A 26,540-nucleotide genomic window follows, 5' to 3' on the forward strand; every position below is an offset into this window, starting at 1 on the left:
TAATGCGGAACCGGACCGCTTGCTGCGCCGCAGCATCGAATGTCGTTGACCTTATCCGCACGCTCGTTCGAAACTGGGCATTCCGACAAGTTTTCGAGAACACCATGACGAACGCAGCGCCGCCGCTCATGGGCGGCATGATGGATCAGCCACTGCTCATTTCGAGCATCCTCCGGTTCGCCGCGCGCCACTACGGCGGCAGCGAGATCGTGTCGCGCCGCGTCGAAGGCGACGTGCACCGCTACACGGTCCGCGACTGCGCCGCGCGGGCGCGCAGGCTCGCCAACGTGCTGGGGGCGCAGGGCGTCGCGATGGGCGAACGCGTCGGCACGCTGGCCTGGAACGGTTACCGGCACCTGGAGCTGTACTATGCCGTGTCCGGTTCGGGCGCCGTGCTGCACACGATCAATCCGCGCCTGCACCCGGACCAGATCGCCTACATCGTCGATCACGCGCAAGACCAGCTGCTGTTCTTCGACCTGACCTTCCTGCCGCTGGTCGAGGCCATCGCGCCGCGCTGCCCGTCGGTGAAGGCCTTCGTGCTGATGAGCGACCGGGCCCACCTGCCCGCGGACGGCAAGATCGCCAACTTGCTGTGCTACGAAGACTTGCTGGCCGCGGCATCGGACGACTATGCGTGGCCCGAGTTCGACGAGCATGCGGCCGCGGCGCTGTGCTACACGTCAGGGACGACCGGCAATCCGAAGGGTGTCCTGTACTCGCACCGCTCGACGGTGCTGCACGCCTACGCGTCCGCCATGCCCAACGCGCTGAACGTGGCCGCGGCCGACGTCGTGCTGCCCGTCGTGCCGATGTTCCACGTGAACGCGTGGGGCTTGCCGTATTCCGTGCTGCTGTCCGGCGCCAAGCTCGTGCTGCCGGGCGCGGCGCTGGACGGCAAGTCGCTGTACGACCTGTTCGAGGTCGAGGGCGTGACGTTCTCGGCGGGCGTGCCGACCGTCTGGCTCGGCCTCGTGAACCACGTGCTGCAGAACGGCCTCGCATTCTCGACGTTCCGGCGCACCGTGATCGGCGGCGCCGCCTGCCCGCCCGCGCTGATGGACACGCTGATCGACCGCCTGGACGTCAAGGTGATCCACGCCTGGGGCATGACGGAGATGTCGCCGCTCGGCACGACGGGCGGCTTGCTGGCGCGGCACCGCGACTTGCCCGAAGCCGGGCAGCGGGCCGTACTGCGCAAGCAGGGACATGCCATCTTCGGGGTCGACATGAAGATCGTCGACGACGACAGCAAGCAACTTCCGTGGGACGGCCGTACGCCCGGACACCTGCTCGTGAAAGGGCCGTGGGTCGTGTCGCGCTATTTCCGCGACGAGGGCGGCGACGTGCTGCAGGACGGCTGGTTTCCCACGGGCGATGTGGCGACCATCGACCCGGACGGTTTCCTGCAGATCACGGACCGCAGCAAGGACGTCATCAAGTCCGGCGGCGAGTGGATCGGGTCGATCGACCTGGAGAACATCGCGATGGCGCACCCGGCCGTGCTGCAGGCCGCCTGCATCGGCGTCCGGCACCCCAAGTGGGACGAGCGGCCCGTGCTCGTGGTCGTGCTGCGGCCCGAAGCCCGGCTCACGCGCGCGGAGATGCTGCGCTTTTTCGAGGGAAAGGTCGCGAAGTTCTGGATGCCGGACGACGTCGTGTTCGTGGACGCGCTGCCGACCGGCGCGACCGGGAAGGTGCAGAAAAACCGCTTGCGGGAGCGGTTCGGGGACTATTTCGTGCTCAACGGCGCCGTCTGAGGCGTCCGCCGCGCATACCGGTCGATCAACTCCTGCGCGGGAATCGGGCGGGACAGCAGATAGCCCTGGATCTCGTCGCACCCTTCGGCGCGCAGGAACTCGAGCTGGGCCTGGGTTTCCACGCCCTCCGCGATCACGCCGAGGCCCAGGTTCTTCGCCATGGCGATGACCGTGCGGACGATCGCGCGGTTCTCGCGGTTGCGCGGGAGGTCGCGGATGAAGCTCTGGTCGATCTTCAGGCGGTCGATCGGAAAGTCCTTCAGATACGAGAGCGACGAATAGCCCGTGCCGAAATCGTCGATGGCGATCTCGACGCCCAGCGCCTTGAGTTGCTGCAGCTTGCACACCGTGTCGTCGACGCCGGCGATGATCGAGCTTTCCGTCAGCTCGAGTTCCAGCCGGTGCGGGGGCAGGCCCGTGGTGTCCAGGATGCGGTGCACCTGGGCGACGAAATCCGCGTGGTGGATCTGCTTGGCCGCGATATTCACGGCCAGGCGGAGCGGCAGGCCGTGTTCCTTGTCCCAGACCATCGCCTCGGCACAGGCGGACTGCAGCACCCAGGTGCCGAGGGGGACGATCTGGCCGCTTTCTTCCGCCAGCGGAAGGAATTCGGGGGGCGCGAAGGTTTCGCCGCCCTCGCGCGGCCAGCGCAGCAGGGTTTCCACGCCCGTGATCTGGCCGGTACGGAGCGATTGCTGCGGCTGGTAGTACAGCTGGAATTCGTGGCGCTCGGTGGCGCGGCGCATGGCCGTTTCGATTTCCAGGCGCCGTCTCGCCTGGTGCGCCATCGATTCGTCGAAGAAGCGCCAGCAATTGCGCCCGGCCGCCTTGGCGCGGTAGAGCGCGGTGTCGGCGTGGCGCCGCAGGGACTTGCTGTCGGACGCGTCTTCCGGAAAGAGACTGATGCCCATGCTGATGCCGACGTACAGGTCGCGGCCGTCGAGGGCGATGGGCTCGTCGAACGAGCGGCTGATGCGCTCCACCAATTGCTCGACGCCGACGACGCTGTCGCCGAAATCTTCCATGAGCACGACGAATTCGTCGCCGCCGAGGCGGGCCAGGAAATCGCTGCGGCGCAACGCATCCTGGATGCGCTTGCCCACGGTGCAGATGATCTGGTCGCCTTTTTCATGGCCGAGACTGTCGTTGATGGTCTTGAACTGGTCGAGGTCGATCAGGATGACGGCCACCCACGCCTTGTTGCGCGCGGCGAGGGCGATGGCGTGTTCGATCCGGCCCAGCAAGGTAAAGCGGTTGGGCAGCTTCGTGAGCGGGTCGAAGTGGGTGACCTCGAACAGGCGTTGTTCCGACAGCCTCAGGTCGGTCACGTCGACGGTGACGCCGCGCAGCTGGAGCGCGTTCCTGCCGGTGGCCGTGACCATCACGTTGCTGCGCAACCAGCGTTCGCGGCCGTCCGGCGTGACGACGTGGTGCTCGATCGGCTGGAGGGCCGTCGTGCGCCCGTCCGGCGCGAAAGGCGGCAGCGGGGTCGACGTGCCGCCGCCCAGCTTCTCCAGCCAGAATCGCGGGTCGGACAGCCATTGGCGGGAGGGATAGCCGGAGATGGCGCCGGCGTTGCCGCTGACGTAGGTGAAGCGCATGTCGGGCAGCGTCGCTTCCCAGACGATGCCGTCGATGCCGTCCACCAGCTCCTCGTAGCGCTGCCGGGAGTGCGCCAGCGCGTCGTTGCGCCGCGCCAGGTCGTCCTGCGTCGCCATCAGCTCGTTCAGGCGGCGCCACAAGAGGACGATCAGCGATTCCACCAGGAGGATCGAAAACAGCCGCATCAGGATGATGTCGCGGATCCTGTCGCGCCATGGCATCAGCACGTAATCGCGCGACATGCTGACGGCGGCGATCAGGGGATACCGCGTGGCGCGGGCAAAACCGGCGATGCGCGCGCTGTCGTCGAGGGCGCTGCGCTCGACCTCGTACGTGCCGCTGCTGGCAAGGCGCGCGTGGCGGAACAGCGGGGCGTCCGCGAAATTCCGGCTCAGGACGCTTTCGTCCATGGGCGTTTCCATCAGCACCCAGCCGTCCGGCCGGGCCAGCGTCAACGCGCTGCCTTCGCCCACGCGCAAGGTGCGGTAGAACGCGTTGAAATAAGCGAGGTCGATGGAGAGGAGCACGATCGCCTTCAGCGTGCCGTCCGGATGGTCGATGCGGCGGCTGAGCGGAATGGTCCATTTGCCGTTGTACCGGCTCCTGATCGGCCTCGAGAGATGCGGTGCGCTGCCGGGATGCTCCACGTGGAAACGATAGTATTCGCGGTCTCGAACGTCGATGGGGTCGAACGGATACGCCATGCTGCTGACGCGCACCCAGCCCTGCGCATCGACCGCGCTCAGGCCCCGTGCTTGCGGCAGGTTGCTGACCTGCCTCACGAGGATGGCATTGACCTTCGGATCGTCCTGCGCGGACAGCGTCAATCCGCGTTCTTCGATATCGCCTATCGCGCCTTGCAGCCTGCTGTCCGCTTCACCGATGGTGCGCACGGCGTGTTCCACCAGGATCGTCGAGATATTGCCGACGTCGGACGCGGTGCGGGCCATCGTCGCGCGGTAATCTTGCGCGATGAATTCGTAGGCAAAATAGATATAGAGTGCCGGAATGACGATGGCCAGCCCGAGCAGCGCGCGATGCAGATTGCGAATATTGGGGACGGCCAGCGTTGCGCGTGAAGCGGGCTCGATCGTCGCCCGGGAAGAGTCCGGCATGATGTTCGCGCATAGAGAAAGGAGGAAGCCTCCTCCATCTGCACGCCGGTGTCAATACGCGTCCGCGCGGGGCTTTCCGATAAATAACACGATCGTTCTTTTTATCGGTTATATTGTCGCCACCGACCCCATACCACCTGAAGAGAAGAGAGAAGAGGAGACCCATGAGTGCCGACTACCAGGTCATCGACGACGTTGCCGTCATCACGCTGAACAACCCGCCCGTCAACGGCCTCGGCCTCGCGACGCGCACCGCCGCCGTCGAGGGCTTGCGCCGTGCGGCCGCGGATGCGGCCGTCAAGGCCATCGTCATCACGGGCGCCGGCAAGGCGTTCTCGGGCGGCGCCGACATCCGCGAGTTCAATTCGCCCAAGGCGCTCACGGAACCTACGCTGCACACCCTGATCCGCACGGTCGAGGATTCGGGCAAGCCGACCGTCGCCGCCATCCACACCGTGTGCATGGGCGGCGGCCTGGAACTGGCGCTCGGCGCCAACTACCGCGTCGCGCTGCCGGGCGCGCAGATCGCGCTGCCGGAAGTGAAACTGGGCCTGCTCCCCGGCGCCGGCGGCACGCAGCGCCTGCCGCGCGTGCTGGGCCTGGAGACCGCGCTGAACATGATCGTGACGGGCACGCCGGTGGTGTCCGAAAAACTGGCCGGCACCTTGCTGTTCGACGAACTGCTGGAGCCGGGCAGCGACCTCGTGGCCGGGGCCGTCGCGTTCGCGCGCCGCGTCGCCGATGTGCGACCTCTGCCCAGGGTGCGCGACCGCCAGGTCGACCATCCCGACGCCGCGGGCTTCCTCGCGGCCGCGCGTGCGCGCGTGAAGGCCGAGGCCGGGCCGTTCCCGGCGCCCGTCGAATGCGTGGAGACGGTCGCCGCGTCCGTCGAACAACCGTTCGAGGAGGGTTTGAAGTTCGAGCGCGAGCGCTTCATCCGCCTCACGCAGACGACGGAATCGAAGGCGCTGCGCCATGCCTTCTTCGCCGAGCGCGCCGCCGGCAAGGTGCCGGACGTGCCGCCCGATACGCCGGTGCGCGACATCCGCAGCGCGGCCGTCGTCGGCGCCGGCACGATGGGCGTCGGCATCGCGATGAATTTCGCGAACGCCGGCATCCCCGTCACCTTGCTGGAAACGAGCCGGGAGGCGCTGGACAAGGGCCTGGCCACCCTGCGCGCGAATTACGAGAACACGGTCAAAAAGGGCAGGCTGGCGCCCGAGAAGGCCGCTGAGCGCGTGGGCCTCGTGCGCGGCACGCTGGACTATGCCGACATCGCCCAGGCCGACATCGTCATCGAGGCCGTGTTCGAAGACATGGGTGTGAAGGAGACCGTGTTCCGCAAGCTGGACGCGGCGCTGAAGCCGGGCGCGATCCTCGCCTCGAACACGTCGACGCTGGACCTGGACCGCATCGCGTCGTTCACGGCGCGCCCGCAGGACGTCATCGGCCTGCATTTCTTCAGCCCCGCCAACGTGATGAAGCTGCTGGAGATCGTGCGCGGCGCGGCGACCGGCAAGGACGTGCTGGCGACGGCGCTGGCGCTGGCGAAGAAGCTCAGGAAGACGGGCGTCGTGTCGGGCGTGTGCGACGGTTTCATCGGCAACCGCATGGTCGAACAGTACATCCGCCAGGCCGGCTTCCTGCTCGACGAGGGCGCGCTGCCGCAGCGGGTCGACGCGGCCATCGAACGATTCGGCTTCGCCATGGGCCCGTTCCGTATGGGCGACCTGGCCGGCAACGACGTGGGCTGGTACATCCGCAAGCGCCGCGCCGTGGAGACGCCGGACGTCAGGTATTCGAAGACGGCCGACCTGCTGTGCGAACAGGGCCGCTTCGGCCAGAAGACGGGCGCCGGCTGGTACGACTACCGCGCCGGCGACCGCACGCCGCAGCCATCGACGTGGGTCGACGAGATGATCGTCAGGCATTCGCAGGACCTGGGTCTCGCGCGCCGCGCGATTTCCGACGAGGAGATCGTCGAGCGGCTCGTGTATGCGCTGGTCAATGAGGGTGCGCGGATCCTGGAAGAGGGGATCGCGCTGCGTGCCTCGGACATCGACATGGTGTATTTGTCCGGCTACGGCTTCCCGCTGTTCCGCGGCGGACCGATGTTCTACGCCGACACAGTCGGCCTGGCGAACGTGCTGGCCGCCGTCGAGAATTACGCGCGCGGCTGCCACGGCGAGGCCTGGACGCCGGCCCCGCTGCTCGTGCGCCTGGCGCGGGAAGGCAAGACCTTCAACGCTTGACGATGGGCCATGCTAGGCTAGCGGTCAACGCGACGACCCGGCCCACATGAAAAACGCCCTGCTGATCGCGACCGCCTGCCTGCTCGGACTGTTGTCCACGACGGGCGCGTCGCTGCCTTATCCCATCCTGCCGCCGCTGTTCGTGAACGGCGCGCCGGACAGCCTCACGCACTTCCTCGGCCTGCCGCCCAAGCTGCTGTTCGCGCTGGCGCTGATGGTCAATCCGGTCGGACTGTTGCTGGGCACGTCGGTGCTCGGGTCGCTGTCCGACCGCTACGGCCGGCGTCCGCTGCTGCTCGTCACGGCGCTCGGCGCGGCGGTCGGCCACGTGCTCACGGCATGGGCGCTGGCGAGCCGCTCGTATCCGCTGTTCCTCGCCGCCCGTTTCGGCACGGGCCTGCTGGAGGGCCAGAGCGCGATCGTGCGGGGCATGCTGGCGGACCGCTTGCAAGGGCCGCTGCGCAACCACGCGCTGTCGTGGCTGAACGGCGCGCTGCACCTGGGCTGGTTGTTCGGGCCGCTGCTGGCCGGCTTCACGATCGCGTGGGGCGTCACGGTGCCGTTCTACATCGCGGCCGGCGCGCTGTTGCTGGGTGCAATCCTCGTCGGCGCGGCGCTGGAGCGCAAGCCGCGCGCGGAGGGACCGTCGTGGTGGCGAGTCGCGCGCGACCGGCATGCGTTCAACCTGCTGCGTCACGACGGCCTGCGCGCCCTGTTCGGCGTGCAGCTCGCGTACACGTGCGGCGTCACCGCCTTCTACGAATTCTATCCGCTGTGGCTCGTGGAAGTGGGCCATTACGACACGCGCGCCATCGCCCTCGTCAACGTGGGGATGTGCGGGCTGATGACGTGTTCCGCGCTGTTCGCGGGCCGCGCCAGCCGCACGGAACCGATGCGCCGCGCCGCGTGGCTGGCGGCGTGCGTCGCGCTGGCCATCGGGTCGCTGGGGGTGGGCCATTTGTGGGTGGGACTCGTCGGCATCATGGCGTTCGGCTTGCCGCATGCGTTCTACAATGCCGTCGTGCAGGCGTGGGCGGCGGACCGCTTCGGCGGCGGCCACGGACAAGGCGCCGTCATGGGCCTGTTGTCGACGACGTTCTGCCTCGCGAACATCCTGATGGCGGCGGCGGGCGCCGTGCTCACGCTGGTCGACATGCGTCTCGTGCTGCTGGCCGGCGCGATCCTCACGGCGTGGGCGGCGAACCGGATGCGCACGTGGGGCCGGGTGCCGGTGGCCGGGGCGCCGCCGGCGGCGTGACACTTCGCGGAGTGACGGACTTATTCGCCGGCTACCGCGGGCCAAGGCGGTAAATTCCGGGCCAAAAATTCGGGGTCAAAATTCGGGGTCAGAGCACTTTTTTCGCGAAATTCGGGGTCAGAGCGATTTTCGGTGCACATGATTTCGAGCAAGTGCGGGTCAGACGGTATCAGGGCTGCCAGTGGCTACCATCTCGCTGGGACGGGACTTTCTGACGCCATTCGTTTAGTTCGAGACATTGATCGAAAATGTGCTCTGACCCCGAATTGAGCCGAAAATGTGCTCTGACCCCGAATTTTATTATCGTGACGCGAACGAAAAAGCCGCCGGTGACGGCGGCTCGGCTGGGAGGGGCGAGGGCGACGGTCAGTCGGCCGCGTAGATATCGTTGTCCTTGGTCTCGCGCACGAACACCATGCCGATGACGACGGTGGCGACGGCGATCGCGATGGGATACCACAGGCCGTAATAGATGTTGCCGTTGGCCGCGACGAGCGCGAATGCGGTCGTCGGCAGCAGTCCGCCGAACCAGCCGTTGCCGATATGGTAGGGCAGTGACATCGACGTGTAGCGGATGCGGGTCGGGAACATTTCGACGAGCAGCGCTGCCACCGGGCCGTACACCATCGTCACGTACAGCACGAGGACGAACAGCAGCAGCACGAGCATGGGCTTGTTCAATTGCGTGGAATCGGCCTTGGCCGGATAGCCGGCGGCCTTGAGGGCGGCGCCGAGGTCCTTCTTCAACGACGCTTCCCGGTCCTTGCTGGCCTGGTCGAAGTTCAGGCCGTCCCGGGTCATGGTCGCGTTGAAGGATGGGTAGACCTTGTCGCCGACCTTGACACTGGCGATGGTGCCGGCGGGCGCGTCCTGGCGCGTGTAGCTGACGGAGGCCGCCGTCAGCTGGGCGGTGGCGATGTCGCACGACGACGGGAAGGTCTTCGTGCCCGTGGCGTTGAACTGGAAGTGGCACGAGTCCGGGTCGGCCACGACGACGACGGGCGCGCTGTTCAGCGCAGCCTCCAGCGCCGGGTTGCCGTAGTGCGTGAGGCCCTTGAAGATCGGGATATAGGTCAGTGCCGCGATCAGGCAGCCCGCGAGGATGATGGTCTTGCGGCCGATGCGGTCCGACAGCGCGCCGAACACGATGAAGAACGGGGTCGCCAGCGCGAGGGCGATGGCGATCAGCACGTTCGCCGTGGGGTCGTCGATCTTCAGGGTCTTCGTCAGGAAAAACAGCGCGTAGAACTGGCCCGTGTACCAGACGACGGCCTGGCCCATCACGACGCCCAGCAGCGCGAGCAGGGCGATCTTCCCGTTCTTCCAGGTCAGGAAGGCTTCGCTGAGCGGCGCCTTGGATGTGCGGCCCTCGGCCTTCATGCGCGCGAACGCGGGCGATTCGTTCATCGACATGCGGATCCAGACGGAGACCGCCAGCAGCAGCACGGAAACGAGGAAGGGGATGCGCCAGCCCCACGCGTCGAACGCGGCCGCGTCCATGCCGGCGCGCACGCCCGTGATCACGAGCAGCGACAGGAACAGCCCGAGCGTGGCCGTCGTCTGGATCCAGGACGTGAAATAGCCGCGGCGGCGTTGCGGCGCGTGTTCGGCGACATAGGTGGCGGCGCCGCCGTATTCGCCGCCGAGCGCGAGGCCCTGCAGGATGCGCAGGGTGACGAGGACGATCGGCGCGGCGATGCCGATGGCCGCATAGCCCGGCAGCAGGCCGACGATGAACGTGGAGCCGCCCATGATCAGGATCGTGACGAGGAACGTGTACTTCCGGCCGATCATGTCGCCCAGGCGCCCGAACACGAGCGCGCCGAACGGCCGCACGATGAAACCGGCCGCGAACGCGAGCAGGGCGAAGATGAACGAGGTGGTCGCATCGCCGATGAAGAACTGCTTGGCGATCACGGTCGCCAGCGAGCCGTAGAGGTAAAAGTCATACCATTCGAAGATCGTGCCGAGCGAGGACGCGAAGATGACCTTGCGCTCCTCCCTCGTCAGCCCGACGCCCGAAGGCATGGATTTGCCGCCCGCGGCCATGCCGGGTGTGATTGCCATTGTGGTCTCCTGTCTTGTTTCTTGTATTTTCTGATGCGCGGCGCGATGGCGCGGGCCGCCCGTCGACTGTGCGCCGGGAAGCTTACGGGATGCTTGCTGCAAACTTACGTGGCGCTTACATCCGGCGCGCCGTCCGCATCGTCCGCCTCGTCGGCATCGTCCGCGTCGTCGGCTGGCGCCTCGTGCAGGCGCGCGTAGCGGTACGCTTGTGTCGACCGCTCCAGCGCCAGGCCGAGCGCCGTCGTCAGCTCGCCGCACGACACGCCCTGTTCCAGCTGCTGCACGGCGAAGCTGTTGCGCAAGGTGCGCCCGCCCGCGCGCGAGACCGCGATGCCGGCCCGCTCGAACGTCGCGCGGGTCTGCCGGTAGACGGTGGCCTTGTGCAGCGGCTCGCCTTCCAGGTTCGCGGGGAATACGAGGCCGCCGGGGATGTCGAGTTCCGCCCGCTCCTGCAACCAGGTGGTCAGCTCGGCGACGCCGGCGCGGGGCAGGGTCGTCGTGTGTTCGTAGCTGGTGCGGTGCTTGGCCTCGGGCGTGATGTTCAGCGCGATGCCGCCCTCGATGTCGGGCTGGCGGCCCACTTCGTCGACGAGCAGGCCGATGGCTTCCGCCACGCGCAGGCCGGCGAGCGCCATCACGATCTGCATGGCGCGGTCGCGCCGGCGCTTCCAGCCCGCGTGACCCTCCGTGTCCTCGCTGCGGCCGGCGGGAAGCGCGGCGAGGAAGCGCTGCAGGTCGCCGGCGGAGAGCGCCGTCATCGGGGCATCCTCGGCCAGGTGGGCGCGGTCCGTCGCGACGATCGCCTGCCGCGCGGGATTGGGCGTCCGGCCCAGGTATTCGAAACAGCGTTCCAGCAGGCGCAGGTAGCGGTAGGCGATCTTGCTGTTGAGGTCACGCTGGCCATCCTTCGACAACTCGATGAAGCGGCGCAGGTCGGCCGCGTTCACGGTCGACATCTTGAGGCCCCGCTCGAGCATCCATGCGGCGAATTTGCCGAACATGAATTTGTAGATCGCCGCGGACTCGTTCGACACGGGCAGCGGGACGTCGCGCTGGCGGCTGGACGTGAGGACGAATTCCTGCGTGACGACGAAGGCGGCGAAGGCGTCGATGGGACGCTTGTCCCATTCGGCGAGGGAGGGTGGGTGGCTCATGGCGGTGGCGGGCGGTGGTTTCCCATATATTGCAACTAACCGACTTGCGGCGTCAAGCGTGCGCAGGGGCGGCCGGCCCCACGCCGAGCGGGGCGGCGCGTTTGTCAATATACTTGGGCGTTGTCGTCGCACGCATCCACTCACCACTTTGGAGTACACCAGATGTCGGATCATCCACCCGAAGACCTCCCGCCCTACCGTTTGCTGACCGGCCCGGACGATGCCTCGTTCTGCCGCCGCGTGAGCGCCGCGCTCGCGCAGGGCTATCTGCTGTACGGATCGCCCACCGCGACGTTCAACGGCGAGACCGTCGTCGTGGCGCAAGCGATCGTCTGGCCGAGCATCCGGTCGTCGATCGCCTAGGAAGTCCGCCGTACGGCGGCGCGGCAGGCCTCGGCCTGTCCAGTAATTTTGCAACTAACCGATATTTGGCGCCCGCCAACCAAAAACCTCGCCGCCAACGATCCGGGCGCCCGCGGCTTATCGCTCCTATAATCACCGGTGTCGAACCATGCAGGCCCGACACCCACCGATATCGAACGCTACACAAGGAAATCCATGCTCAAGCACATCGTCATGTGGAAACTGAAAGACCACGCCGAAGGCGCCGACCGCGCCGCCAACGCCATCGAAATGAAGCGCCGCCTGGACGAGTGCGCCCACATCGTCCCGGGCCAGCTCAAGTTCGAGGTCGTCATCGCCCAGCCCGGCCTGGAAGCCACGTACGACGTCGTGCTGTATTCGGAGTTCGAAGACAAGGCCGCGCTCGACGCGTATGCGCAGCATCCGGTGCACCAGGCGGTCGTCCCATTCATCGGGGCGATCCGCGAAGGGCGCCAGTGCATGGACTATATCGTCTGACGAAGGGGACGCCGTCCACGGGAGGACGCCATGAAGGATTTTGCGGGAAGAGTGGCCGTCGTCACGGGCGCCGGCAGCGGCATCGGACGCGCGTTGGCTCATGAAGCGGCCCGTCTCGGCATGAAGGTGGTGCTGGCCGACGTCGACACGCACGCGCTGGAGCAGGTCAGCAGCGCACTGCAGGCGGGCGGCGCCGACGTGCTGGCGATGGTCTGCGACGTGGGCAAGGCCGCCCACGTGGAAGAACTCGCGGACGCCGCGATGATTCGCTTCCACGGCGTGCACCTGCTGTTCAACAACGCGGGCGTCAGCGTGGCGGGACTGGTCTGGGAACACACCGAGGCCGATTGGGAGTGGGTCCTGGGTGTGAACTTGTGGGGCGTGATCCACGGCGTGCGCGTATTCACGCCGCTGATGCTCGACGCGGCGCGCAACGACCTGGGCTACGAAGGCCACATCGTGAACACGGCGTCGATGGCCGGCCTGCTGGCGCCGCCCGCGATGGGCGTCTACAACGCGTCCAAGCATGCCGTCGTCGCGCTGTCGGAGACGCTGTATCACGACCTGCGTCTCGTCGGCGCGCCGGTCCAGGCGTCCGTCCTGTGCCCGTATTTCGTCCCGACGGAGATCGCGCACTCGGACGCGCACCGCCCCGGCGACCTGCGCCACGACGGCGCGCCGACGCCGAGCCAGCGGACGGCCCGGGCGCTGCTCGAACAGGCTGTCGCGGCGGGCAAGGTGTCGGCGGCGGACGTCGCGCGCATCGCCTTCGACGGCATCCGGCGCGGCGACTTCTACATCTACACGCACCCGCAGACGTTGCAGGGCGTGGCCCAGCGCATGGATGCCATCGTCCACGCCGGGCCGCCGGCCGACGCCTACGCGGCGACGCCGCAGTTCACGGCAGCGCTGAAGGCGGGCATCAAGCGCTGAACCCGGGCGCTGGACCGCCACGCTCAGGCCGCGGCCTGGCAGGGTTTGAGGATGCGTTCGTGGAGTTCCGGTTCGGCGTCGCCGTACAGCTTGACGACGGTCGACGTGCGCGTGCCGTAACCGGGAATCTCGATGCAGACGGCGGACAGCTGGCGTTCCAGGTCGAGGGGCACGCCGGTGTCGGGCAGGCGCATGTCCGGCGCGCGCGTCGTGTCGGCCAGCATTTCGAAATACGCTTCTTCCGGCGCGCCTTGCAGCAGCAGGCTCGCGAACGTGGCCTTGGTGCGCAGGACCTTGGGCCACGGCGCGTCGAGCAGGCCGTTCGAGACGCCGTAGATGCCCGGTTCCAGCGCCTTGCCGTTGCGCGGGTCGGCGCCGGCGCGGTTCGAGAACCAGTACATGGCGGCGGCGTCGCCCAGGATCAGGTTGAAGCCGTTGTAGGCATGGGCGTCGCCGGCGATGCGGTCGAGGTAGGCCGGCGCATCGAGGTCGCCCTTGAGGAAGTCGGCGACGAGGGCGCCGCGCGTCGGGGCGTCCGAGCGCCGTTCGTCCGGGGCGCGGATGTTCGTGAGCGCGGCGAATTTCGGACCGTGCGGCCCGCTCTTCGTCACGCCCATCCAGCTGCCGCCGCCCCGCAGGTCGCGGCCGGCGATGATGTCGGGCGCGTCCGGCCACGGGCCGGCCGGGGTGGCGGGGCGGTCATAGTATTCGTCGCGGTTGGCGCAGGCGACCAGCGGCAGGCCGGGGATCACGCGCCAGGCAAAAACGATCAGGCACATGGCGGGAGATCCGTAAAGATTTCGGCGCGGCGGGGCCCGGCGATGAGGGCTTCCAGGCCGGCGGCGCGGGCGGCGGCGTCCAGGCGCGCGGGAAAGTCGGGTGCGACGCCGGGATAGACTTCCATCCAGGTCTGCAAGCCGTCGCGGACGTCGGGCCGGCGCTTCAGCTGCGCCGGCAACCCCACCTGCGCCTGCAGCGCGCGCACGCGCGGGGCCAGCGCGCCGGCATCCGCCGCGCGCACCTTGTAATAGACGTACAGGTCGATCATGCTTCGGGGGCGTCGAGCGGATACGGCAGCGGAAGGAATTCCAACTTCGTGCCGCCGGCGGAGGCGTGGCGCACCTCGCCGTCGAGCGCGGCCAGCTTGATCTCGACGAGCGCGTCGGCCCCGCCGGCACCGTTGGGCGCCGCGTCGACGATCATGCCGGACGGCTGGTCCGGGTCGGCGACGGAATAGACGTCGTCGCCGGGACGCGCGGCCGGGTCGGGCAAGGTGGCCAGTACCATGCGGCGTTTCAGCTTACCGAGATACTGGCTGCGGGCGACGATTTCCTGGCCCGGATAGCAGCCTTTCTTGAAATTGACGCCGCCGAGCAGCTCGAAGTTGACCATCTGCGGGACGAACTGTTCCTGCGTGGCCTGGCCGACCTGCGGCACGCCGGCGTGGATGGCCGCGAGCCGCCATGCGGCCGTGCCGCCCAGCGCGAGCGTCTCGCCGAGCAGCGGCAGCGCCTTGACGGCGTCGTCGGCCGTCGTCAGCCACAGGTAGCGGGGGTGGCCGAATGCGTCGGTCAGGCGGATCACCGTACCGAAGTCGCCGTCGACCTTCGCATAGGGCGCGTCGGGCAGGGCGCCGACACGGGCACGCAGCGCGTCGCCCGCCGCCGCGCCGCCCAGGCCGAGGACGGCCGCGCACCGCGGTTCCGCGGTGGCGTCGCGCAGCTTCGCTTTCGCGCGCAGCACGAACATGGTCAAGCGCTTCTGCAGCGGCGCCTGGATGGCGCGCGGCAGTTGCAGATAGATGCTTTCCGCGTCGCGCCAGATCAGGAACGTGGCTTGCAGCCGGCCTTTCGGCGTGCAATAGCCGGCCAGCCGGGCCTCGCCTGTGCCGAGGTGTTCGACGTCGTTGGTGAGCTGGTTGTGCAGGAAGCTGGCCGCGTCCTCGCCCGCGGCGGCGATCAGCCCCAGGTCGGTGACGGGGGCGACGAAGCCTCGTTCGAGGTCGGCGGTGCCGAGCGCGCGGCCGAAATCCTCGACCTGGGTCGGGCTATCGGGGTGAAAACGGGCGCCTTGAGCGGCGAGATGTTCGATCCAATGGTTCATGACACGAATTATTTCCGGTTTGGCAGTATCGGCTTTATGATTACGGCCTCATTATAAGTTCGCCTTCAAAAACGCGCCGACGACGGCGAAAAACCGAAACCAGTATGGCATTGTTCAGAAAACTCATCGTCACCGGCGTGATCGTCGCCATTGCCGCCGGGGGCGGCTTCCAATGGTGGAGCAAGCAGCCGATCACCCCGGCCGGCGCCCCGGAGATTCCGTTCGCCATCGCGCAAGGCAGCGGCGTGGCCGGCGCGACGCAACAGATGGCGACGGCGGGCGTGCCCGTCAATCCCTTCCTGTTCGGGGTGCTGGCCCGCGTCACGGGCAAGGCCGGCCGGATCAAGGCGGGCAGCTATGAGCTGAAACCGGCAACGACGCCGCGCCGCCTCCTCACGCAGCTCGTGCGCGGCGAGTTCGCGCAGGAGTCGCTGACGATCATCGAAGGATGGACGTTCCGCCAGATGCGCCAGGCCATCGACGCCGCGCCGAACCTGAAACACGAGACGGCGCAGCTGTCCGACCAGGAATTGCTGGCGAAAGTGGATCCCGGCTACAAGGCGCCGGAAGGCCTGTTCTTCCCCGACACCTACCTGTTCGCCAAGGGGGCAAGCGACCTGTCCATCTACAAGCAGGCGCACGAGATGATGATGAAGCGCCTCAAGGCCGCGTGGGACAAGCGCGACCCCGGCCTGCCGTACACGGATCCGTACCAGGCGCTGATCATGGCGTCGCTGGTGGAAAAGGAGACGGGCCAGAAGAACGAGCGGGCGATGATCGCCGGCGTGTTCGTGAACCGCCTGAAGGCCGGCATGATGCTGCAGACCGATCCCACCGTCATCTACGGCATGGGCGACAAATACGACGGCAAGATCCACAAGAAGGACCTCGAGACCGACACCCCGTACAATACCTATACGCGCGCTGGCCTGCCGCCGACGCCGATCGCGCTGCCGGGCGTGCAGTCGCTCGCCGCCGCGACGGCGCCCGCGAGGACGGAAGCGCTGTATTTCGTTTCGCGCGGCGACGGCACGAGCCATTTCTCGGTCAACCTCAACGAGCATAACAAGGCCGTGAACCAATACCAGCGCAACCAGCCGCCCCAGTAAATACGAATGAATGCAATGAATCACAACGATGCCGTCCGCGGTCGCTTCATCACCTTCGAAGGCATCGACGGCGCGGGCAAATCGACGCACATCGGCTACGTCACTTCGCTGCTCAAGGGCGCGGGCAAGACCGTCGTCTCGACCCGCGAGCCGGGCGGCACGCCGCTGGGCGAAAAACTGCGCGACCTGGTGCTGCACGAAAAAATGCATCTGGAGACGGAGGCGCTCCTGATGTTCGCCAGCCGGCGCGAGCATGTCGCCCAGGTCATCGAGCCCGCGGTCGCGCGCGGCGACTGGGTCCTGTCCGACCGCTTTACGGATGCCAGCTTCGCCTACCAGGGCGGCGGCCGCGGCCTGGACCGGGCGAAGCTCGACGCGCTGGAACAATGGGTGCATCCGCACCTGCAGCCCGACCTGACCTTGCTGTTCGACGTGCCGCTGGAGGTCGCCCGCGCGCGCCTGGCGGCCACGCGCACGCTCGACAAATTCGAGATGGAGCAGGCCGATTTCTTCGCTCGGGTGCGCGACGAATACCTGCGCCGCGCCGCGGCATCGAACGGACGCATCGTCGTCATCAACTCCACGCGGTCGATCGACGACGTGCGCGCCGCGCTGCAAGCCGCGCTGGAGAAATGGCTGTGAGCATGTATCCGTGGCAGCAGGACGCCTGGACGCGGCTGCAGGCGATGCGCGCGCGCCTGCCGCACGCGATCCTGTTCCACGGCCCGGCCGGCGTCGGCAAGGCCGACTTCATCGAAACGTTCGCCCAGGCGCTGCTGTGCGAGAACGTGAGGCCGGACGGGCACGCCTGCGGCACGTGCGCGTCGTGCGGGTGGTTTGCCCAGGGTAATCATCCGGACTACCGCCGCGTGCGTCCGGAAGCGCTGGAGGACGAGGTCCCGGCGGCCGAAGGCGAGGACGCGCCGGCCGAAGAGAAAAAGACGAAAACGAAGACGGCGTCGAAAGAGATCAAGATCGAGCAGGTGCGCGCGCTGGCCGATTTCATGAACATCTCGACGCACCGCCAGGGCCTGCGCGTCGTCGTGCTGTATCCGGCGGAAAGCCTGAACATGCCGGCGTCGAACGCCTTGCTGAAAACGCTCGAGGAACCGCCGCCGGGCACCGTGTTCCTGCTGGCATCGAACGGCCTGGACCGGCTGCTGCCGACGATCTTGTCGCGCTGCCGCAAGTTCGCCCTGCCCATGCCCGAGCACGCCGAGGCGCTCGCCTGGCTGGAAGCGCAGGGCGTGCAGGACGCGGACGGCTGGCTGCGCGAGCAGGGCGGCGCGCCGCTGGCGGCCCTGGCCCAGGCCGAGACGGGCAGCCGCGAGGAACTCGACGGCTTGCTGCAGATCCTCGCCCAGCCGAGCGTGGACGCCGCGTTGCGCAGTGCCGACAAATTGAGCAAGGCGCCGCTGGCGTCCCTCGTTGCGTGGCAGCAGCGGTGGCTGTATGACGTGTTTTCGTACAAGCTGTCGGGGGTGATCCGGTATTATCCGAGGTATCAACGGGAATTGGCGGCCCTGGCTGGACGCGTGAACGTGGCCAATTTGGTGCAAGCAATTAAATCCACGAACGAGCGCCGCGCCGTGGCCGATCACCCGTTGTCTCCGAAACTGTTTGTCGAAGACATGTTGCTCGATTACATAGCCCGTTGCGGTGCCGGGGCTGTTTGACGAAAGGACGACGATGAGTGTAACGCCTAACGGTCCGATCAGCGGCCTGCCCGCCGATCCGAACGCGCCGCAGCCCGCGCGGCCGTCGGTGCTGTCGCTCGCCATCAAGGAAAAAGCCGCGCTGTACGCGGCCTATATGCCGTTCCTGAAAAACGGCGGCATGTTCGTGCCCACCAACAAGCCGTACAAGGTCGGCGACGAGATCTACCTCATCCTGTCGCTGATGGACGATCCCAACAAATACCCGATCGCCGGCAAGGTTGCGTGGATCACGCCGGCCGGGGCGAACAACAACAAGGCGCAGGGCATCGGCGTGCATTTCCCGGCCGACGAGACCGGGCAGCGCGCCCGCCTGCGCATCGAAGAAATCCTCGGCGCCGCGCTGCGCTCGTCGCGCGCCACCCATACCCTATAGTTCCTGTTCGTTTCAACATGCCGTCCTACGTCCACCGCCTCGCCCGCATCGAAGATCTGCCCGTCATCGTCGACATCTACAATTCCACCATCGCGTCGCGCGAAGTCACGGCCGACACCGAGCCCGTCACCGTCGCGTCGCGCGAAGGCTGGTTCCACGAACACACGCCGGAGCGCCGCCCGCTGTGGGTGATCCACGATGCGGCCGACGCGTCGGATAATCCGGCCGTGATCGGCTGGTGCTCGTACTCGAATTTCTACGGCCGCCCGGCGTATTCGGGCACGGCCGAGCTGTCGATCTATATCGCGGAAAGCTGGCGCGGCAAGGGCGTGGGGCGTTACTGCCTGGAACAGGCGATGGCGTTCGCGCCGAACGTCAAGGTGCACACCTTGCTCGGCTTTATTTTCGGCCACAACGTGCCCAGCCTGGGGTTGTTCCGTAAATATGGCTTCGAGACGTGGGCCAATTTTCCGCGCGTCGCGAACCTGGACGGCACCGAGCGCGACCTGATCATTCTCGGCAAGCGCGTCGCCTGACGCGGGCATGCGAGGTCTTCGCTCAAGATCAAAGCGGCGTGGTCTTTGCGGCTGCGGCGGCACCGGCTGGGCTTTGTTCGAGCTGGGGCAACCCAATCGATGCGGGTGAGCCATCGCGGGCGCGGCGGCCGTTGAGCAAGACACCGATCCACGAATTGCGCACCAACCAGTGGTAACTGAGCAGGCATACGGCCGTGGTCGCGGAAATGTTTAGCAACATCTTCCCTGCGACACCGAAGGGCGCGTCATACAACAGGATGCCGAAGCCGATCGTGCCCGCCAAATGGACCAGATAGACCCAGTACGAACTGTCGGACAGGTATTTCAGGACGCGGTTTTGTCGAGGAAGATATCGCGAAAAGAATCCCAGCACAGCGAGACTCCACAGCCAGTTGGTGCAACCGAAGAACAGTGCGGTGCCGAGATCCGGATACGCCATGCGAGCGTCTGCCGCACTGCCGGCTTTCAACGTGACCAGGCTGAGGATAAACGCGACCAAGCCGGCGATGCCATTGCGCCAGCAACGTCGCTCGAGCTGGGGAAGAAGGTCGTGGCGTTGCCAATACACGGTCGCGCCGGCGGCGAAGAATAATCCATAGTCGGCAATCTCGGCCAGATTCGGCACGAAGGACCCGCTGGGCGCCAGGATGCCGTGCGGATACGCGGTCCCGATAAGCGCCACCGGAATCGCGAGGACGATCGTGCCCCACCACGTCGCGAGCATGTTGCCCGCGGCGCTGCGTGCCGCGGCGAGCACCCGGTGCGGCAAATATTGTCCAAGACGGCTGGCGACCGCGGCCAGCAGACAAAGCCATAGCAGGTCGTACAGGAACCAAAGATGCATCGTGTTGAATGCGGTTTGATGGGGTTCCCGTTTGGGAAGCAAGGTGAGATCGAATCCGATCGTGCCGCGCTGCATGAGGTGTGCAAATATCACTATCAAGCTCGAAACGCAGACGAAAAGAATTGGCCAGAAAATGACGAACGGCAGTCCGATGCGCCGCGCGCGATTCTTCAGCATGCCCGCACGGCCACGCTCTTCAAGCATCCTGGCGACAAAGAACCCGGCAAGAATATAGAACGCAGGCATTCGGAACGAGTGAATCAGCAAGACAATCAAGTCGGCGGCCGGCGAGGACTGGCTGTCGCGCCAAGGCATCGTTGGCGTCGCCATGTGGTTGACGGCGACATGCAATACGATGCCAAGCCACATCAACATCGCGCGCAGATTGTCCAATGCGTGTATGCGGGACGGTGCGTTCACTGGTACTCCTTTCCGATAGATTTCAGATGAACTGCGTCTTGCGTGACCGCAGCCAAAGGGTGGCGCCCAAGCCGGCAACAATCAGCACCAGTTCTGCCAGCAGGAAACCGAATACGTCCGCGCTCCAGACCACGGCGCCGCCTTGCATGGACGCATGAATCGCGCGGTTCGTCGCCGCGCTGTAGACGGTCCCCTGCAACACGACGTTCCAGAAGACGACCGCACGGATCGTCTTGTCGAGCGAATCGCGCACCAATGCGGCGGTCAGCACCAACACCGCATTCGCGGCACAGCCGCCGAAGACAATAAGCAGGAAAGGGATCAGCCCACGGGGCAGGTGACCCTGCAGGTGAACGGCGGCGATCGAGGCAAACAGCAACAGACTCCACACGCCGAAGTAGCTCAGCAGGTTGAAAGCGAGCTTCGACCAGGTGTATTCCGCCGGCGTGATCGGCAGACTCATCAGGAAGGCAAGCGTCTGGTTCCTGCTTTCTCCGAGAACCGTTACAACAGGCAAATGCATGCCTAGTGTAACGAGCGTGGTCACAAGCAGGACGCCGCCGGCACGAAAAAACGTGGCCCCGGGTATGCTGGCCAGAGCGATCGCCAACAGGCCGAACACAATATAGCCCGCGACGATTCGGTGGAAGAAGTGGACGTCCTTGCGTATCAACATCGCGATCATCGATGTGTTCATTCGGCTTGCTCCTTACGTTTTGCCAGGACGTTGCAGACAAAAATTTCTTCCAGGTTCATCTGTTCGACGGAGCGCACGGTCGCGCCCGCGGCCTCGCATGCGGCCGCCAATGCGGGTTCGAAGCGGGATGTCGTCAGCGTCCGCGCCCTGCCTTGTCCCGCCACCTCGACCGTCCCGGGAAGCTCGGGCAGCGTGACGTCGTTCGGCACGTCCAGGCGCAAGCGGCGCCACCGCTCGGTATAGTGTGCGGTGTCGTCGGAATCGACGATGCGACCCTGGTCGATGAAGGTGAGGCGGTCGGCAATTTGCTCGACATCGCGCGTGTTCTGCGATGAAAAGAGGACGGTGCGTTCCTCGTCGGTCACGACTTCCATCAGTGCGGCGAGCACCTCGTGACGGGCGACGGGGTCGAGGCCGGTCGTCGGTTCATCCAGGATCAGCAAGCGCGGCCGCCGAGCGAGCGCCAGAAGGAGCGCGGCCTTGACGCGTTGTCCGTGCGACTGTTGCCTCATCGACTGCACGGGATTCAGGTAAAGCTTCTTCGCCAGCGCCATCGCATAAACCTGATCCCAGGCGGGATAGATCGATGCCATCCATTCCATATGCCAGGCCAGATTGGCGTTGGGATACAGGCGCACATCTTCTGAAACGAAGCCGATATCCTGTTTGGCAAGTGCCTGCTGGCGGGGCATGTCATAGCCGAGAACGCTCGCCTGCCCGCTGTCCTGGGTGACCAGGCCCAGCATGATACGAATCGTGGTGGATTTTCCAGCGCCATTGGCACCGAGAAACCCCATGACGCAGCCGGTCGGCATCGTCATGTCGATGCCGTCGAGATGAAAATGAGGGTAGCGTTTGCTGATGCCGTGCAATTCAATGGCAGGTGACGGGTTCATCGGGTTCCTGTCTTGTTGATGATTTGGAGGAGACGAGACGTGGTGTCTTCCGGCGAAAGCCCGAGCATGTGGGCAAGGCGCGCGACCTCGCCCAGATGCCAGCTCAGGTCCTGGGCCCACAATTGGCTGGGGAGGTTCGGTGCGGCAGCGACCGTCGAGCCGCGGCCCTGGTGGGTCGAAATGACCCCTTCGCGTTCGAGCTCGAGATAGGCACGCTTGACCGTGATGACGCTGACGCATAACTGGGCAGCCAATTGACGGATGGACGGAATCTCGTCTCCTGGCGCCCAATCCCCAAGCGCGACCTTATTACGGATTTGCTCCATGATCTGCAGATACATGGGCCGGCCATCAGCCTGGGAGATGACGAGGTCACTGTGCTTATCCATATACACAGTATATACACACTGGGCCGCTGCGCGCAGAAATTTTTTTTGCCGAGTTCCGGCATGGGATCGTGCGGGGCTGTCACTCTCGCGGGTCGCGTACAATATCGGGATGTACATCGATTCCCACTGCCACATCAACTTCCCGGAACTGGCCGCGCGGATGCCGGAAATCCTGGCCAGGATGGCCGAGAACAAGGTCACGCACGCGCTGTGCGTGTCCGTCGACCTGCCGGATTTCCCCGGCGTGCTCGCCCTGGCCGAAGAATACCCGCACATCTTCGCCTCGGTCGGCGTGCACCCCGATTACGAGGACACGCCGGAACCCACCGTCGCGCAACTGGTCGAGATGGCCGATCACCCCAAGGTGATCGCGATCGGCGAGACCGGCCTCGATTATTACCGGCTGGAGGGCGACCTCGAATGGCAGCGCGCGCGCTTCCGCACGCACATCCGCGCGTCGCGCGAGACGCGCAAGCCGCTGATCATCCACACGCGCGCCGCCAGCGCGGACACGATCCGCATCATGCGCGAAGAAGGCGCGGGCGTCGAGGCGGGCGGCGTGGCCGGCGTGATGCACTGCTTCACGGAGTCGCTGGACGTCGCCCTGGCCGCCATCGAGATGGGGTTCTACATCTCGTTCTCCGGCATCGTCACGTTCAAGAGCGCCAAAGACCTGCAGGCCGTGGCCAGGGCGCTGCCGCTGGACCGCATCCTCATCGAGACCGATTCGCCGTACCTGGCGCCCGTGCCCTATCGCGGCAAGATGAACGAGCCGGGCTATGTGCCCCACGTGGCGGAATACCTCGCGACGCTGAAGGACGTGCCGCTGCGCGAGATCGCCGACCGCACCACCGAGAATTTCTTCAACCTGTTCAAGGCCGCGAGGAACTGACCATGACGTCCCACCGCCCGTTGCGCCGTACCGTTCTCCGATCTTTCGTGCTGGCCGTGGCGCTGGCCGCGGGCATCCATCCGGCGCAGGCTGCGCAGACGCCGGCGCAGACGGCCGACTTCTTCCGCGCCGTGCAGATGGACGATGCGGGCACCGTGCGGGCCTTGCTGGGCAAGGTCGACCCGAACCAGGTGAACCCGGTCGGCGGCGAACCGGCACTGGTGCTCGCCGTGCGCGAAGGGGCGATGCAGGTGTTCGACGCGCTGCTGCGCTATCCCGGCACGAACGTCGACGCACCAGCCATGAACGGCAACACGGCGCTGATGATGGCCGCGTACAAGCACGACAAACCCGCCGCCGAAGCCCTGATCGCGAAGGGCGCGGCCGTGAACCGTCCCGGCTGGACGCCGCTGCACTACGCGGCCGCCAGCGGCGACGACGACATCGCGCGCCTGCTGCTGGCGCACGGCGCCCGCATCGACGCGGCGTCGCCGCCCGCCAGCGGCGCCTACACGCCCCTGATGATGGCGGCGCGCGAAGGCCATCAGGACAGCGCGCTGTTCCTGCTCGGCCAGGGCGCCGATCCGCGATTGAAGAACAGCGAAGGCTTGACGGCGGCCGAGATCGCGCGGCGGGCCGATCACGGCGCTATCGCGAAGGCGCTCGAGCAGCGCGCTAAGAGCGGCCGCTGAGCGGATCCGCGCCGTCCGCCTGGCACGGGTGCGCGCGCTTGGCCGCATACATGCGCGCGTCCGCGTGCATCAACAGCGTTTCGACCTGGTCCGCGTGGTCCGGGAACAGCGCGATGCCGATGCTGACGCCGATGTGGAGCGGCACGCACGGCGTCGGCACCGGTTGCGCGAGCGCGGCGCGGATCTTGTCGGCGCAGCGGTCGGCGTCTTCGGGCGCCTGCAGGTCTTCCAGCAGCAGCACGAATTCGTCGCCGCCGAGGCGGGCCACGGTGTCGGACTCGCGCGCGCACTCCACCAGCCGGGCGGCCACCTCGCGCAGCAGCGCGTCGCCGGTGGCGTGGCCATGATGGTCGTTGACCTGCTTGAATTCGTCGACGTCCACGTACAGCAGACCCAGCCGTGACTGGCTGCGCCGGGCCCGGGCGACGGCCGTGCGGACGCGGTCGAAGAACAGCCGCCGGTTCGGCAATCCCGTCAATTCGTCGTGGCAGGCCGAGCGCATCAGGTCGTCGTGCAGGCGCTTGCGCTCCAGCGCCAGGCCGACCTGGACGGCGACGAAGCGCAGCAGGCCGCGGTCGGCCGGCGAGTAGCCGGTACCGGCGCGGTCGCGCAACAGCAGGGCGCCGATGGTGCCCGCCGGCCCCTTCAAGTCGATCATGAGCCAGGTGTTCAGGCGGCCGGCCGCGACGTGGCGTACGGCGTCCGGCGCGAGCGTGTCCGGATTCGACGTCGCCGCGCGCCAGCGCGCGAGGCAGGCGCGCGACGGCGGGCGCGTCCGTTCGTCGTGGTCGCGCCGGTAGATGACCTTGAAACCCTGTTGCGCGGTGGGATCCGTGACGACGACCATGCCGGGCGCGCCGACCATCCGGTCGAGGATGCCATGGATGTCGGCGCACAGTCCGGCCAGGTCGCCGGCCACGAAGGCGGCCTCGGAAATGGCGTAGGTCGCGGCCTGGCGCCGTTCGGCGCGCTTGCGCAGGGTGACGTCGCGCGCGACGCCCAGGCGCAGGTTCTGGTCGGCGATCCAGCGCGCCGACCACATGACGTCGACCCAGTGGCCTTCCTTGTGCAGGTAGCGGTTTTCGAAGCCGATGCTGTCCTGTCCGGCCGCGATGCGCGCGCTTTCCGCGAGGGTCCGGTCGTGGTCTTCGGGAACGACGAAATCGAGGATGTGCCGTCCGATCAATTCGGTCGGGCGGTAGCCGAGGATGCGCTCGCTGCCCGCGCTGACGTCGACGATGACGCCGTGCCGATCCACCAGGAACACGACGTCCAGCAACAGATCGGCAATATTCGCCGAGAGGGAACGAATCGAATGGACCATGTGAAAAGCGGTGATGACGGGCGGCGTGAAAATACTAACATTCTCTCTCAGGAAATAGCTAATAGTATTTTCTCAACGCCGGTGCTGTTCCGCCGATCCGACAAACTGAACTGCAAATCCCCGTCACCTCCACGCATCGCCGGTTTTCCACCGTGTACATAATGCATCCTGAGATCAACATGGCGCCGGCAGGACCGCGGGCCCGACAACGAGGACACAATGCTGAACGAACGCGAAATCGAGAGTTGCTATCTGGGGCAGTTCATCCCGGTCCACTACCACCACAACATGCTGATGGATCACAACCGCATGCACAGCTTCAAGTCGGCGATCTACCACGCCGTCAAGCCGGGCATGAAGGTGCTGGAACTGGGCGGCGGCACGGGCGTCCTGTCGTTCTTCGCGGCGCAGAACGCGGACAAGGTCTACTGCGTCGAGTTCAATCCGGACATGGTGCACGAGGCGCGCCGCTTCCTGGCCATGAACGAGAACGGCCACAAGGTGGAGGTCGTGCACGCGGACGCGTTCGAATACCTGCCGCCGGAGCCGGTCGACATCGTCATCTGCGAGATGATCCACGTGGGCATGCTGCGCGAAAAACAGGTCGACGTGATCGAATCGTTCAAGCGCCGCTACCTGGCGCGCTTCGGCGGTCCGCTGCCGATCTTCATGCCGGAAGCCGTCATCATGGCCGCCCAGCCGCTGCAGCTGGAATACGATTTCGAAGGCTTCTACGCGCCCATCGTGCAGTTCCAGCCGACCAACGTGATCTACCCGGGCACCGTCGAGCTGGCGCAGCCGGGCGTGTATTCGATCATGGACTTCAGCCAGCCGGTGGGCGACGCCATCGCGTGGGAAGGCCAGTTCCGCATGGAGCAGGGCGGGCGCCTGAACGCGCTGCGCTTCATCACCAAGAACGTCCTGTCCATTATCGAGGAGCGCGGCACCACGATCGACTGGCTGAACCACTACATGATGCTGCCGCTGGCCACGCCGCTGGACGTGCAGGCGGGCGACGTCGTGCAGGTGAGCTTCGCGTACCGCGCGGGCGGCTCGATCCCGTCGCTGGAAGCGTCGATGCGGGCCGAGGTCGTTGCGCGCGCGGGCGAGCCGGTGCGCGCGCGCGAGACCGCGCTCGCGTAAGCAGTCCGAACGGTCGCCCCGCGGCGCGGGGCGGCGCCATCCGCTCGTCCCCGCATTTTCCCCGTCCATCCGCCCCCGTCCGCCGTCCATCGCAGAATCGTTGCGCGTTGGCGTCCATACAACTACAGTGACCACGTCGGGCCGCACCGGCCCTTGTCCTGACCGATGGAGCTGGCGATGCTGGGTTTCCTCATGTGGTTGTTCCTGCTGTTCCTGTGCTGGCCGCTGGCGTTGCTGGCGCTCGTGATGTATCCGCTCGTGTGGCTCGTGCTGCTGCCGTTCCGGCTGCTGGGGATCGGCGTGGAGGCCGTGTTCGAGCTGCTGCGCGCCGTCGTCATGCTGCCGGCGCGCGTGCTCGGCGGCGGCGCCGGGCGCTGAGCATTGACGTCCGGCCAGTGTGCG

The 26,540-nt window shown here is 66.5% G+C and carries 26 protein-coding genes; 15 read left to right on the top strand and 11 right to left on the bottom strand.

Going from position 1 to position 26,540, the window contains the following annotated elements:
• Positions 1-104 precede the first annotated feature (104 nt).
• On the top strand, positions 105-1,760 hold the full coding sequence (locus tag ISF28_RS01955; protein ID WP_229518807.1) for a 3-(methylthio)propionyl-CoA ligase: 1,656 nt from the start codon (positions 105-107) through the stop codon (positions 1,758-1,760).
• Here the strand turns inward: ISF28_RS01955 and ISF28_RS01960 are convergent.
• Entirely contained in the window at positions 1,733-4,477 is a 2,745-nt protein-coding gene (locus ISF28_RS01960) for a bifunctional diguanylate cyclase/phosphodiesterase (RefSeq protein WP_198115438.1), read from the bottom strand. The genes ISF28_RS01955 and ISF28_RS01960 overlap by 28 nt on opposite strands.
• A gap of 164 nt (positions 4,478-4,641) precedes the next feature.
• Here ISF28_RS01960 and ISF28_RS01965 point away from each other — a divergent pair, with 164 nt between their 5' ends.
• Positions 4,642-6,729, top strand: a complete 2,088-nt coding sequence (locus tag ISF28_RS01965; RefSeq protein ID WP_198115439.1) for a 3-hydroxyacyl-CoA dehydrogenase NAD-binding domain-containing protein — start codon at positions 4,642-4,644, stop codon at positions 6,727-6,729.
• Between the two features lie 46 nt (positions 6,730-6,775).
• Positions 6,776-7,987: an MFS transporter gene (locus tag ISF28_RS01970; protein ID WP_198115440.1), complete on the top strand. Its 1,212-nt coding sequence runs from the start codon at positions 6,776-6,778 to the stop codon at positions 7,985-7,987.
• A 366-nt stretch (positions 7,988-8,353) separates the two neighbouring features.
• On the opposite strand, the gene ISF28_RS01975 is transcribed toward ISF28_RS01970, so the two are convergent.
• Positions 8,354-10,054: an MFS transporter gene (locus ISF28_RS01975; protein WP_229518808.1), complete on the bottom strand. Its 1,701-nt coding sequence runs from the start codon at positions 10,052-10,054 to the stop codon at positions 8,354-8,356.
• Between the two features lie 104 nt (positions 10,055-10,158).
• Positions 10,159-11,208 (bottom strand): tyrosine-type recombinase/integrase, encoded by a 1,050-nt coding sequence (locus ISF28_RS01980; protein WP_198115441.1) that lies wholly within the window; start codon positions 11,206-11,208, stop codon positions 10,159-10,161.
• Between the two features lie 162 nt (positions 11,209-11,370).
• Between ISF28_RS01980 and ISF28_RS01985 the strand changes: the two genes are divergently transcribed.
• From ISF28_RS01985 to ISF28_RS01995, 3 genes are all read left to right on the top strand, one after another.
• A complete protein-coding gene (locus ISF28_RS01985) occupies positions 11,371-11,571 on the top strand; it encodes a DUF1737 domain-containing protein (protein ID WP_198115442.1) in 201 nt (66 codons plus the stop codon).
• A gap of 195 nt (positions 11,572-11,766) precedes the next feature.
• On the top strand, positions 11,767-12,069 hold the full coding sequence (locus ISF28_RS01990; RefSeq protein ID WP_198115443.1) for a Dabb family protein: 303 nt from the start codon (positions 11,767-11,769) through the stop codon (positions 12,067-12,069).
• 30 nt (positions 12,070-12,099) lie between these two features.
• On the top strand, positions 12,100-13,002 hold the full coding sequence (locus tag ISF28_RS01995) for an SDR family oxidoreductase (RefSeq protein ID WP_198115444.1): 903 nt from the start codon (positions 12,100-12,102) through the stop codon (positions 13,000-13,002).
• A gap of 23 nt (positions 13,003-13,025) precedes the next feature.
• Here the strand turns inward: ISF28_RS01995 and ISF28_RS02000 are convergent, their stop codons facing one another.
• Genes ISF28_RS02000 through ygfZ form a run of 3 tightly spaced genes read right to left on the bottom strand, consistent with a single transcriptional unit; the run spans position 13,026 to position 15,105 of the window.
• Positions 13,026-13,781, bottom strand: a complete 756-nt coding sequence (locus ISF28_RS02000) for an NRDE family protein (RefSeq protein WP_198115445.1) — start codon at positions 13,779-13,781, stop codon at positions 13,026-13,028.
• On the bottom strand, positions 13,772-14,050 hold the full coding sequence (locus ISF28_RS02005; protein ID WP_198115446.1) for a DUF4936 family protein: 279 nt from the start codon (positions 14,048-14,050) through the stop codon (positions 13,772-13,774). Before ISF28_RS02005 ends, ISF28_RS02000 begins: the two co-directional genes overlap by 10 nt.
• Positions 14,047-15,105: a CAF17-like 4Fe-4S cluster assembly/insertion protein YgfZ gene (gene ygfZ, locus ISF28_RS02010; protein ID WP_198115447.1), complete on the bottom strand. Its 1,059-nt coding sequence runs from the start codon at positions 15,103-15,105 to the stop codon at positions 14,047-14,049. The genes ISF28_RS02005 and ygfZ overlap by 4 nt, the downstream gene beginning before the upstream one ends.
• A 104-nt stretch (positions 15,106-15,209) precedes the next feature.
• Here ygfZ and mltG point away from each other — a divergent pair, with 104 nt between their 5' ends.
• The 5 genes from mltG to ISF28_RS02035 are packed head-to-tail and all read left to right on the top strand — an operon-like array spanning position 15,210 to position 18,841.
• On the top strand, positions 15,210-16,214 hold the full coding sequence (gene mltG / locus ISF28_RS02015) for an endolytic transglycosylase MltG (protein WP_198115448.1): 1,005 nt from the start codon (positions 15,210-15,212) through the stop codon (positions 16,212-16,214).
• A gap of 6 nt (positions 16,215-16,220) precedes the next feature.
• Positions 16,221-16,856 carry a dTMP kinase gene (gene tmk, locus ISF28_RS02020; protein ID WP_370663373.1) on the top strand — a complete coding sequence of 212 codons (636 nt, stop codon included), beginning with the start codon at positions 16,221-16,223 and terminating at the stop codon, positions 16,854-16,856.
• Positions 16,847-17,890: a DNA polymerase III subunit delta' gene (locus tag ISF28_RS02025; RefSeq protein WP_198115450.1), complete on the top strand. Its 1,044-nt coding sequence runs from the start codon at positions 16,847-16,849 to the stop codon at positions 17,888-17,890. The genes tmk and ISF28_RS02025 overlap by 10 nt, the downstream gene beginning before the upstream one ends.
• Positions 17,891-17,903: 13 nt before the next feature.
• Positions 17,904-18,305 carry a PilZ domain-containing protein gene (locus tag ISF28_RS02030; RefSeq protein ID WP_229518809.1) on the top strand — a complete coding sequence of 134 codons (402 nt, stop codon included), beginning with the start codon at positions 17,904-17,906 and terminating at the stop codon, positions 18,303-18,305.
• A 17-nt stretch (positions 18,306-18,322) separates the two neighbouring features.
• The gene (locus tag ISF28_RS02035; RefSeq protein ID WP_198115451.1) at positions 18,323-18,841 is read left to right on the top strand and encodes a GNAT family N-acetyltransferase; all 519 of its coding nucleotides are present in this window, start codon (positions 18,323-18,325) and stop codon (positions 18,839-18,841) included.
• Between the two features lie 28 nt (positions 18,842-18,869).
• Here the strand turns inward: ISF28_RS02035 and ISF28_RS02040 are convergent, their stop codons facing one another.
• Genes ISF28_RS02040 through ISF28_RS02055 form a run of 4 tightly spaced genes read right to left on the bottom strand, consistent with a single transcriptional unit; the run spans position 18,870 to position 22,039 of the window.
• Entirely contained in the window at positions 18,870-20,105 is a 1,236-nt protein-coding gene (locus ISF28_RS02040; RefSeq protein ID WP_370663374.1) for an acyltransferase family protein, read from the bottom strand.
• Positions 20,106-20,127: 22 nt separating this feature from the next.
• Positions 20,128-20,802: a hypothetical protein gene (locus ISF28_RS02045; protein ID WP_198115452.1), complete on the bottom strand. Its 675-nt coding sequence runs from the start codon at positions 20,800-20,802 to the stop codon at positions 20,128-20,130.
• Positions 20,799-21,698: an ABC transporter ATP-binding protein gene (locus ISF28_RS02050; RefSeq protein WP_198115453.1), complete on the bottom strand. Its 900-nt coding sequence runs from the start codon at positions 21,696-21,698 to the stop codon at positions 20,799-20,801. Before ISF28_RS02050 ends, ISF28_RS02045 begins: the two co-directional genes overlap by 4 nt.
• Entirely contained in the window at positions 21,695-22,039 is a 345-nt protein-coding gene (locus tag ISF28_RS02055) for a GntR family transcriptional regulator (RefSeq protein ID WP_198115454.1), read from the bottom strand. Before ISF28_RS02055 ends, ISF28_RS02050 begins: the two co-directional genes overlap by 4 nt.
• Positions 22,040-22,196: 157 nt before the next feature.
• Between ISF28_RS02055 and ISF28_RS02060 the strand changes: the two genes are divergently transcribed.
• Positions 22,197-22,979, top strand: a complete 783-nt coding sequence (locus ISF28_RS02060) for a TatD family hydrolase (RefSeq protein WP_198115455.1) — start codon at positions 22,197-22,199, stop codon at positions 22,977-22,979.
• A 2-nt stretch (positions 22,980-22,981) separates the two neighbouring features.
• Positions 22,982-23,671: an ankyrin repeat domain-containing protein gene (locus ISF28_RS02065; RefSeq protein WP_198115456.1), complete on the top strand. Its 690-nt coding sequence runs from the start codon at positions 22,982-22,984 to the stop codon at positions 23,669-23,671.
• On the opposite strand, the gene ISF28_RS02070 is transcribed toward ISF28_RS02065, so the two are convergent.
• A complete protein-coding gene (locus ISF28_RS02070) occupies positions 23,655-24,995 on the bottom strand; it encodes a diguanylate cyclase domain-containing protein (RefSeq protein ID WP_198115457.1) in 1,341 nt (446 codons plus the stop codon). The two genes, ISF28_RS02065 and ISF28_RS02070, sit on opposite strands and share 17 nt — an antisense overlap.
• 219 nt (positions 24,996-25,214) lie before the next feature.
• Between ISF28_RS02070 and ISF28_RS02075 the strand changes: the two genes are divergently transcribed.
• Positions 25,215-26,138, top strand: coding sequence for a class I SAM-dependent methyltransferase (locus tag ISF28_RS02075; RefSeq protein ID WP_198115458.1), 924 nt, complete (start codon positions 25,215-25,217; stop codon positions 26,136-26,138).
• Between the two features lie 177 nt (positions 26,139-26,315).
• Complete coding sequence (locus ISF28_RS02080) at positions 26,316-26,516, top strand: hypothetical protein (RefSeq protein ID WP_198115459.1); 201 nt, start codon at positions 26,316-26,318, stop codon at positions 26,514-26,516.
• Positions 26,517-26,540 lie beyond the last annotated feature (24 nt).

This window comes from Massilia rhizosphaerae, from assembly GCF_016093545.1.
GTDB classification, from domain to species: domain Bacteria; phylum Pseudomonadota; class Gammaproteobacteria; order Burkholderiales; family Burkholderiaceae_D; genus Telluria; species Telluria rhizosphaerae.

Bases quoted from the DNA above. Each gene is read 5' to 3' on its own strand.
- ISF28_RS02025 (WP_198115450.1), top strand. From the start codon at position 16,847: ATGGCTGTGAGCATGTATCCGTGGCAGCAGGACGCCTGGACGCGGCTG.
- ISF28_RS02065 (WP_198115456.1), top strand. From the start codon at position 22,982: ATGACGTCCCACCGCCCGTTGCGCCGTACCGTTCTCCGATCTTTCGTG.
- ISF28_RS01990 (WP_198115443.1), top strand. From the start codon at position 11,767: ATGCTCAAGCACATCGTCATGTGGAAACTGAAAGACCACGCCGAAGGC.
- tmk (WP_370663373.1), top strand. From the start codon at position 16,221: ATGAATGCAATGAATCACAACGATGCCGTCCGCGGTCGCTTCATCACC.
- ISF28_RS01955 (WP_229518807.1), top strand. From the start codon at position 105: ATGACGAACGCAGCGCCGCCGCTCATGGGCGGCATGATGGATCAGCCA.
- ISF28_RS02045 (WP_198115452.1), bottom strand. From the start codon at position 20,802: ATGAACACATCGATGATCGCGATGTTGATACGCAAGGACGTCCACTTC.
- ISF28_RS02060 (WP_198115455.1), top strand. From the start codon at position 22,197: ATGTACATCGATTCCCACTGCCACATCAACTTCCCGGAACTGGCCGCG.
- ISF28_RS01995 (WP_198115444.1), top strand. From the start codon at position 12,100: ATGAAGGATTTTGCGGGAAGAGTGGCCGTCGTCACGGGCGCCGGCAGC.
- ISF28_RS02035 (WP_198115451.1), top strand. From the start codon at position 18,323: ATGCCGTCCTACGTCCACCGCCTCGCCCGCATCGAAGATCTGCCCGTC.
- ISF28_RS02080 (WP_198115459.1), top strand. From the start codon at position 26,316: ATGCTGGGTTTCCTCATGTGGTTGTTCCTGCTGTTCCTGTGCTGGCCG.
- ISF28_RS01985 (WP_198115442.1), top strand. From the start codon at position 11,371: ATGTCGGATCATCCACCCGAAGACCTCCCGCCCTACCGTTTGCTGACC.
- ISF28_RS01965 (WP_198115439.1), top strand. From the start codon at position 4,642: ATGAGTGCCGACTACCAGGTCATCGACGACGTTGCCGTCATCACGCTG.
- ISF28_RS01980 (WP_198115441.1), bottom strand. From the start codon at position 11,208: ATGAGCCACCCACCCTCCCTCGCCGAATGGGACAAGCGTCCCATCGAC.
- ISF28_RS02000 (WP_198115445.1), bottom strand. From the start codon at position 13,781: ATGTGCCTGATCGTTTTTGCCTGGCGCGTGATCCCCGGCCTGCCGCTG.
- ygfZ (WP_198115447.1), bottom strand. From the start codon at position 15,105: ATGAACCATTGGATCGAACATCTCGCCGCTCAAGGCGCCCGTTTTCAC.
- ISF28_RS02075 (WP_198115458.1), top strand. From the start codon at position 25,215: ATGCTGAACGAACGCGAAATCGAGAGTTGCTATCTGGGGCAGTTCATC.
- ISF28_RS02050 (WP_198115453.1), bottom strand. From the start codon at position 21,698: ATGAACCCGTCACCTGCCATTGAATTGCACGGCATCAGCAAACGCTAC.
- ISF28_RS01960 (WP_198115438.1), bottom strand. From the start codon at position 4,477: ATGCCGGACTCTTCCCGGGCGACGATCGAGCCCGCTTCACGCGCAACG.
- ISF28_RS01975 (WP_229518808.1), bottom strand. From the start codon at position 10,054: ATGGCAATCACACCCGGCATGGCCGCGGGCGGCAAATCCATGCCTTCG.
- ISF28_RS01970 (WP_198115440.1), top strand. From the start codon at position 6,776: ATGAAAAACGCCCTGCTGATCGCGACCGCCTGCCTGCTCGGACTGTTG.
- ISF28_RS02030 (WP_229518809.1), top strand. From the start codon at position 17,904: ATGAGTGTAACGCCTAACGGTCCGATCAGCGGCCTGCCCGCCGATCCG.
- ISF28_RS02005 (WP_198115446.1), bottom strand. From the start codon at position 14,050: ATGATCGACCTGTACGTCTATTACAAGGTGCGCGCGGCGGATGCCGGC.
- ISF28_RS02070 (WP_198115457.1), bottom strand. From the start codon at position 24,995: ATGGTCCATTCGATTCGTTCCCTCTCGGCGAATATTGCCGATCTGTTG.
- ISF28_RS02055 (WP_198115454.1), bottom strand. From the start codon at position 22,039: ATGTATCTGCAGATCATGGAGCAAATCCGTAATAAGGTCGCGCTTGGG.
- mltG (WP_198115448.1), top strand. From the start codon at position 15,210: ATGGCATTGTTCAGAAAACTCATCGTCACCGGCGTGATCGTCGCCATT.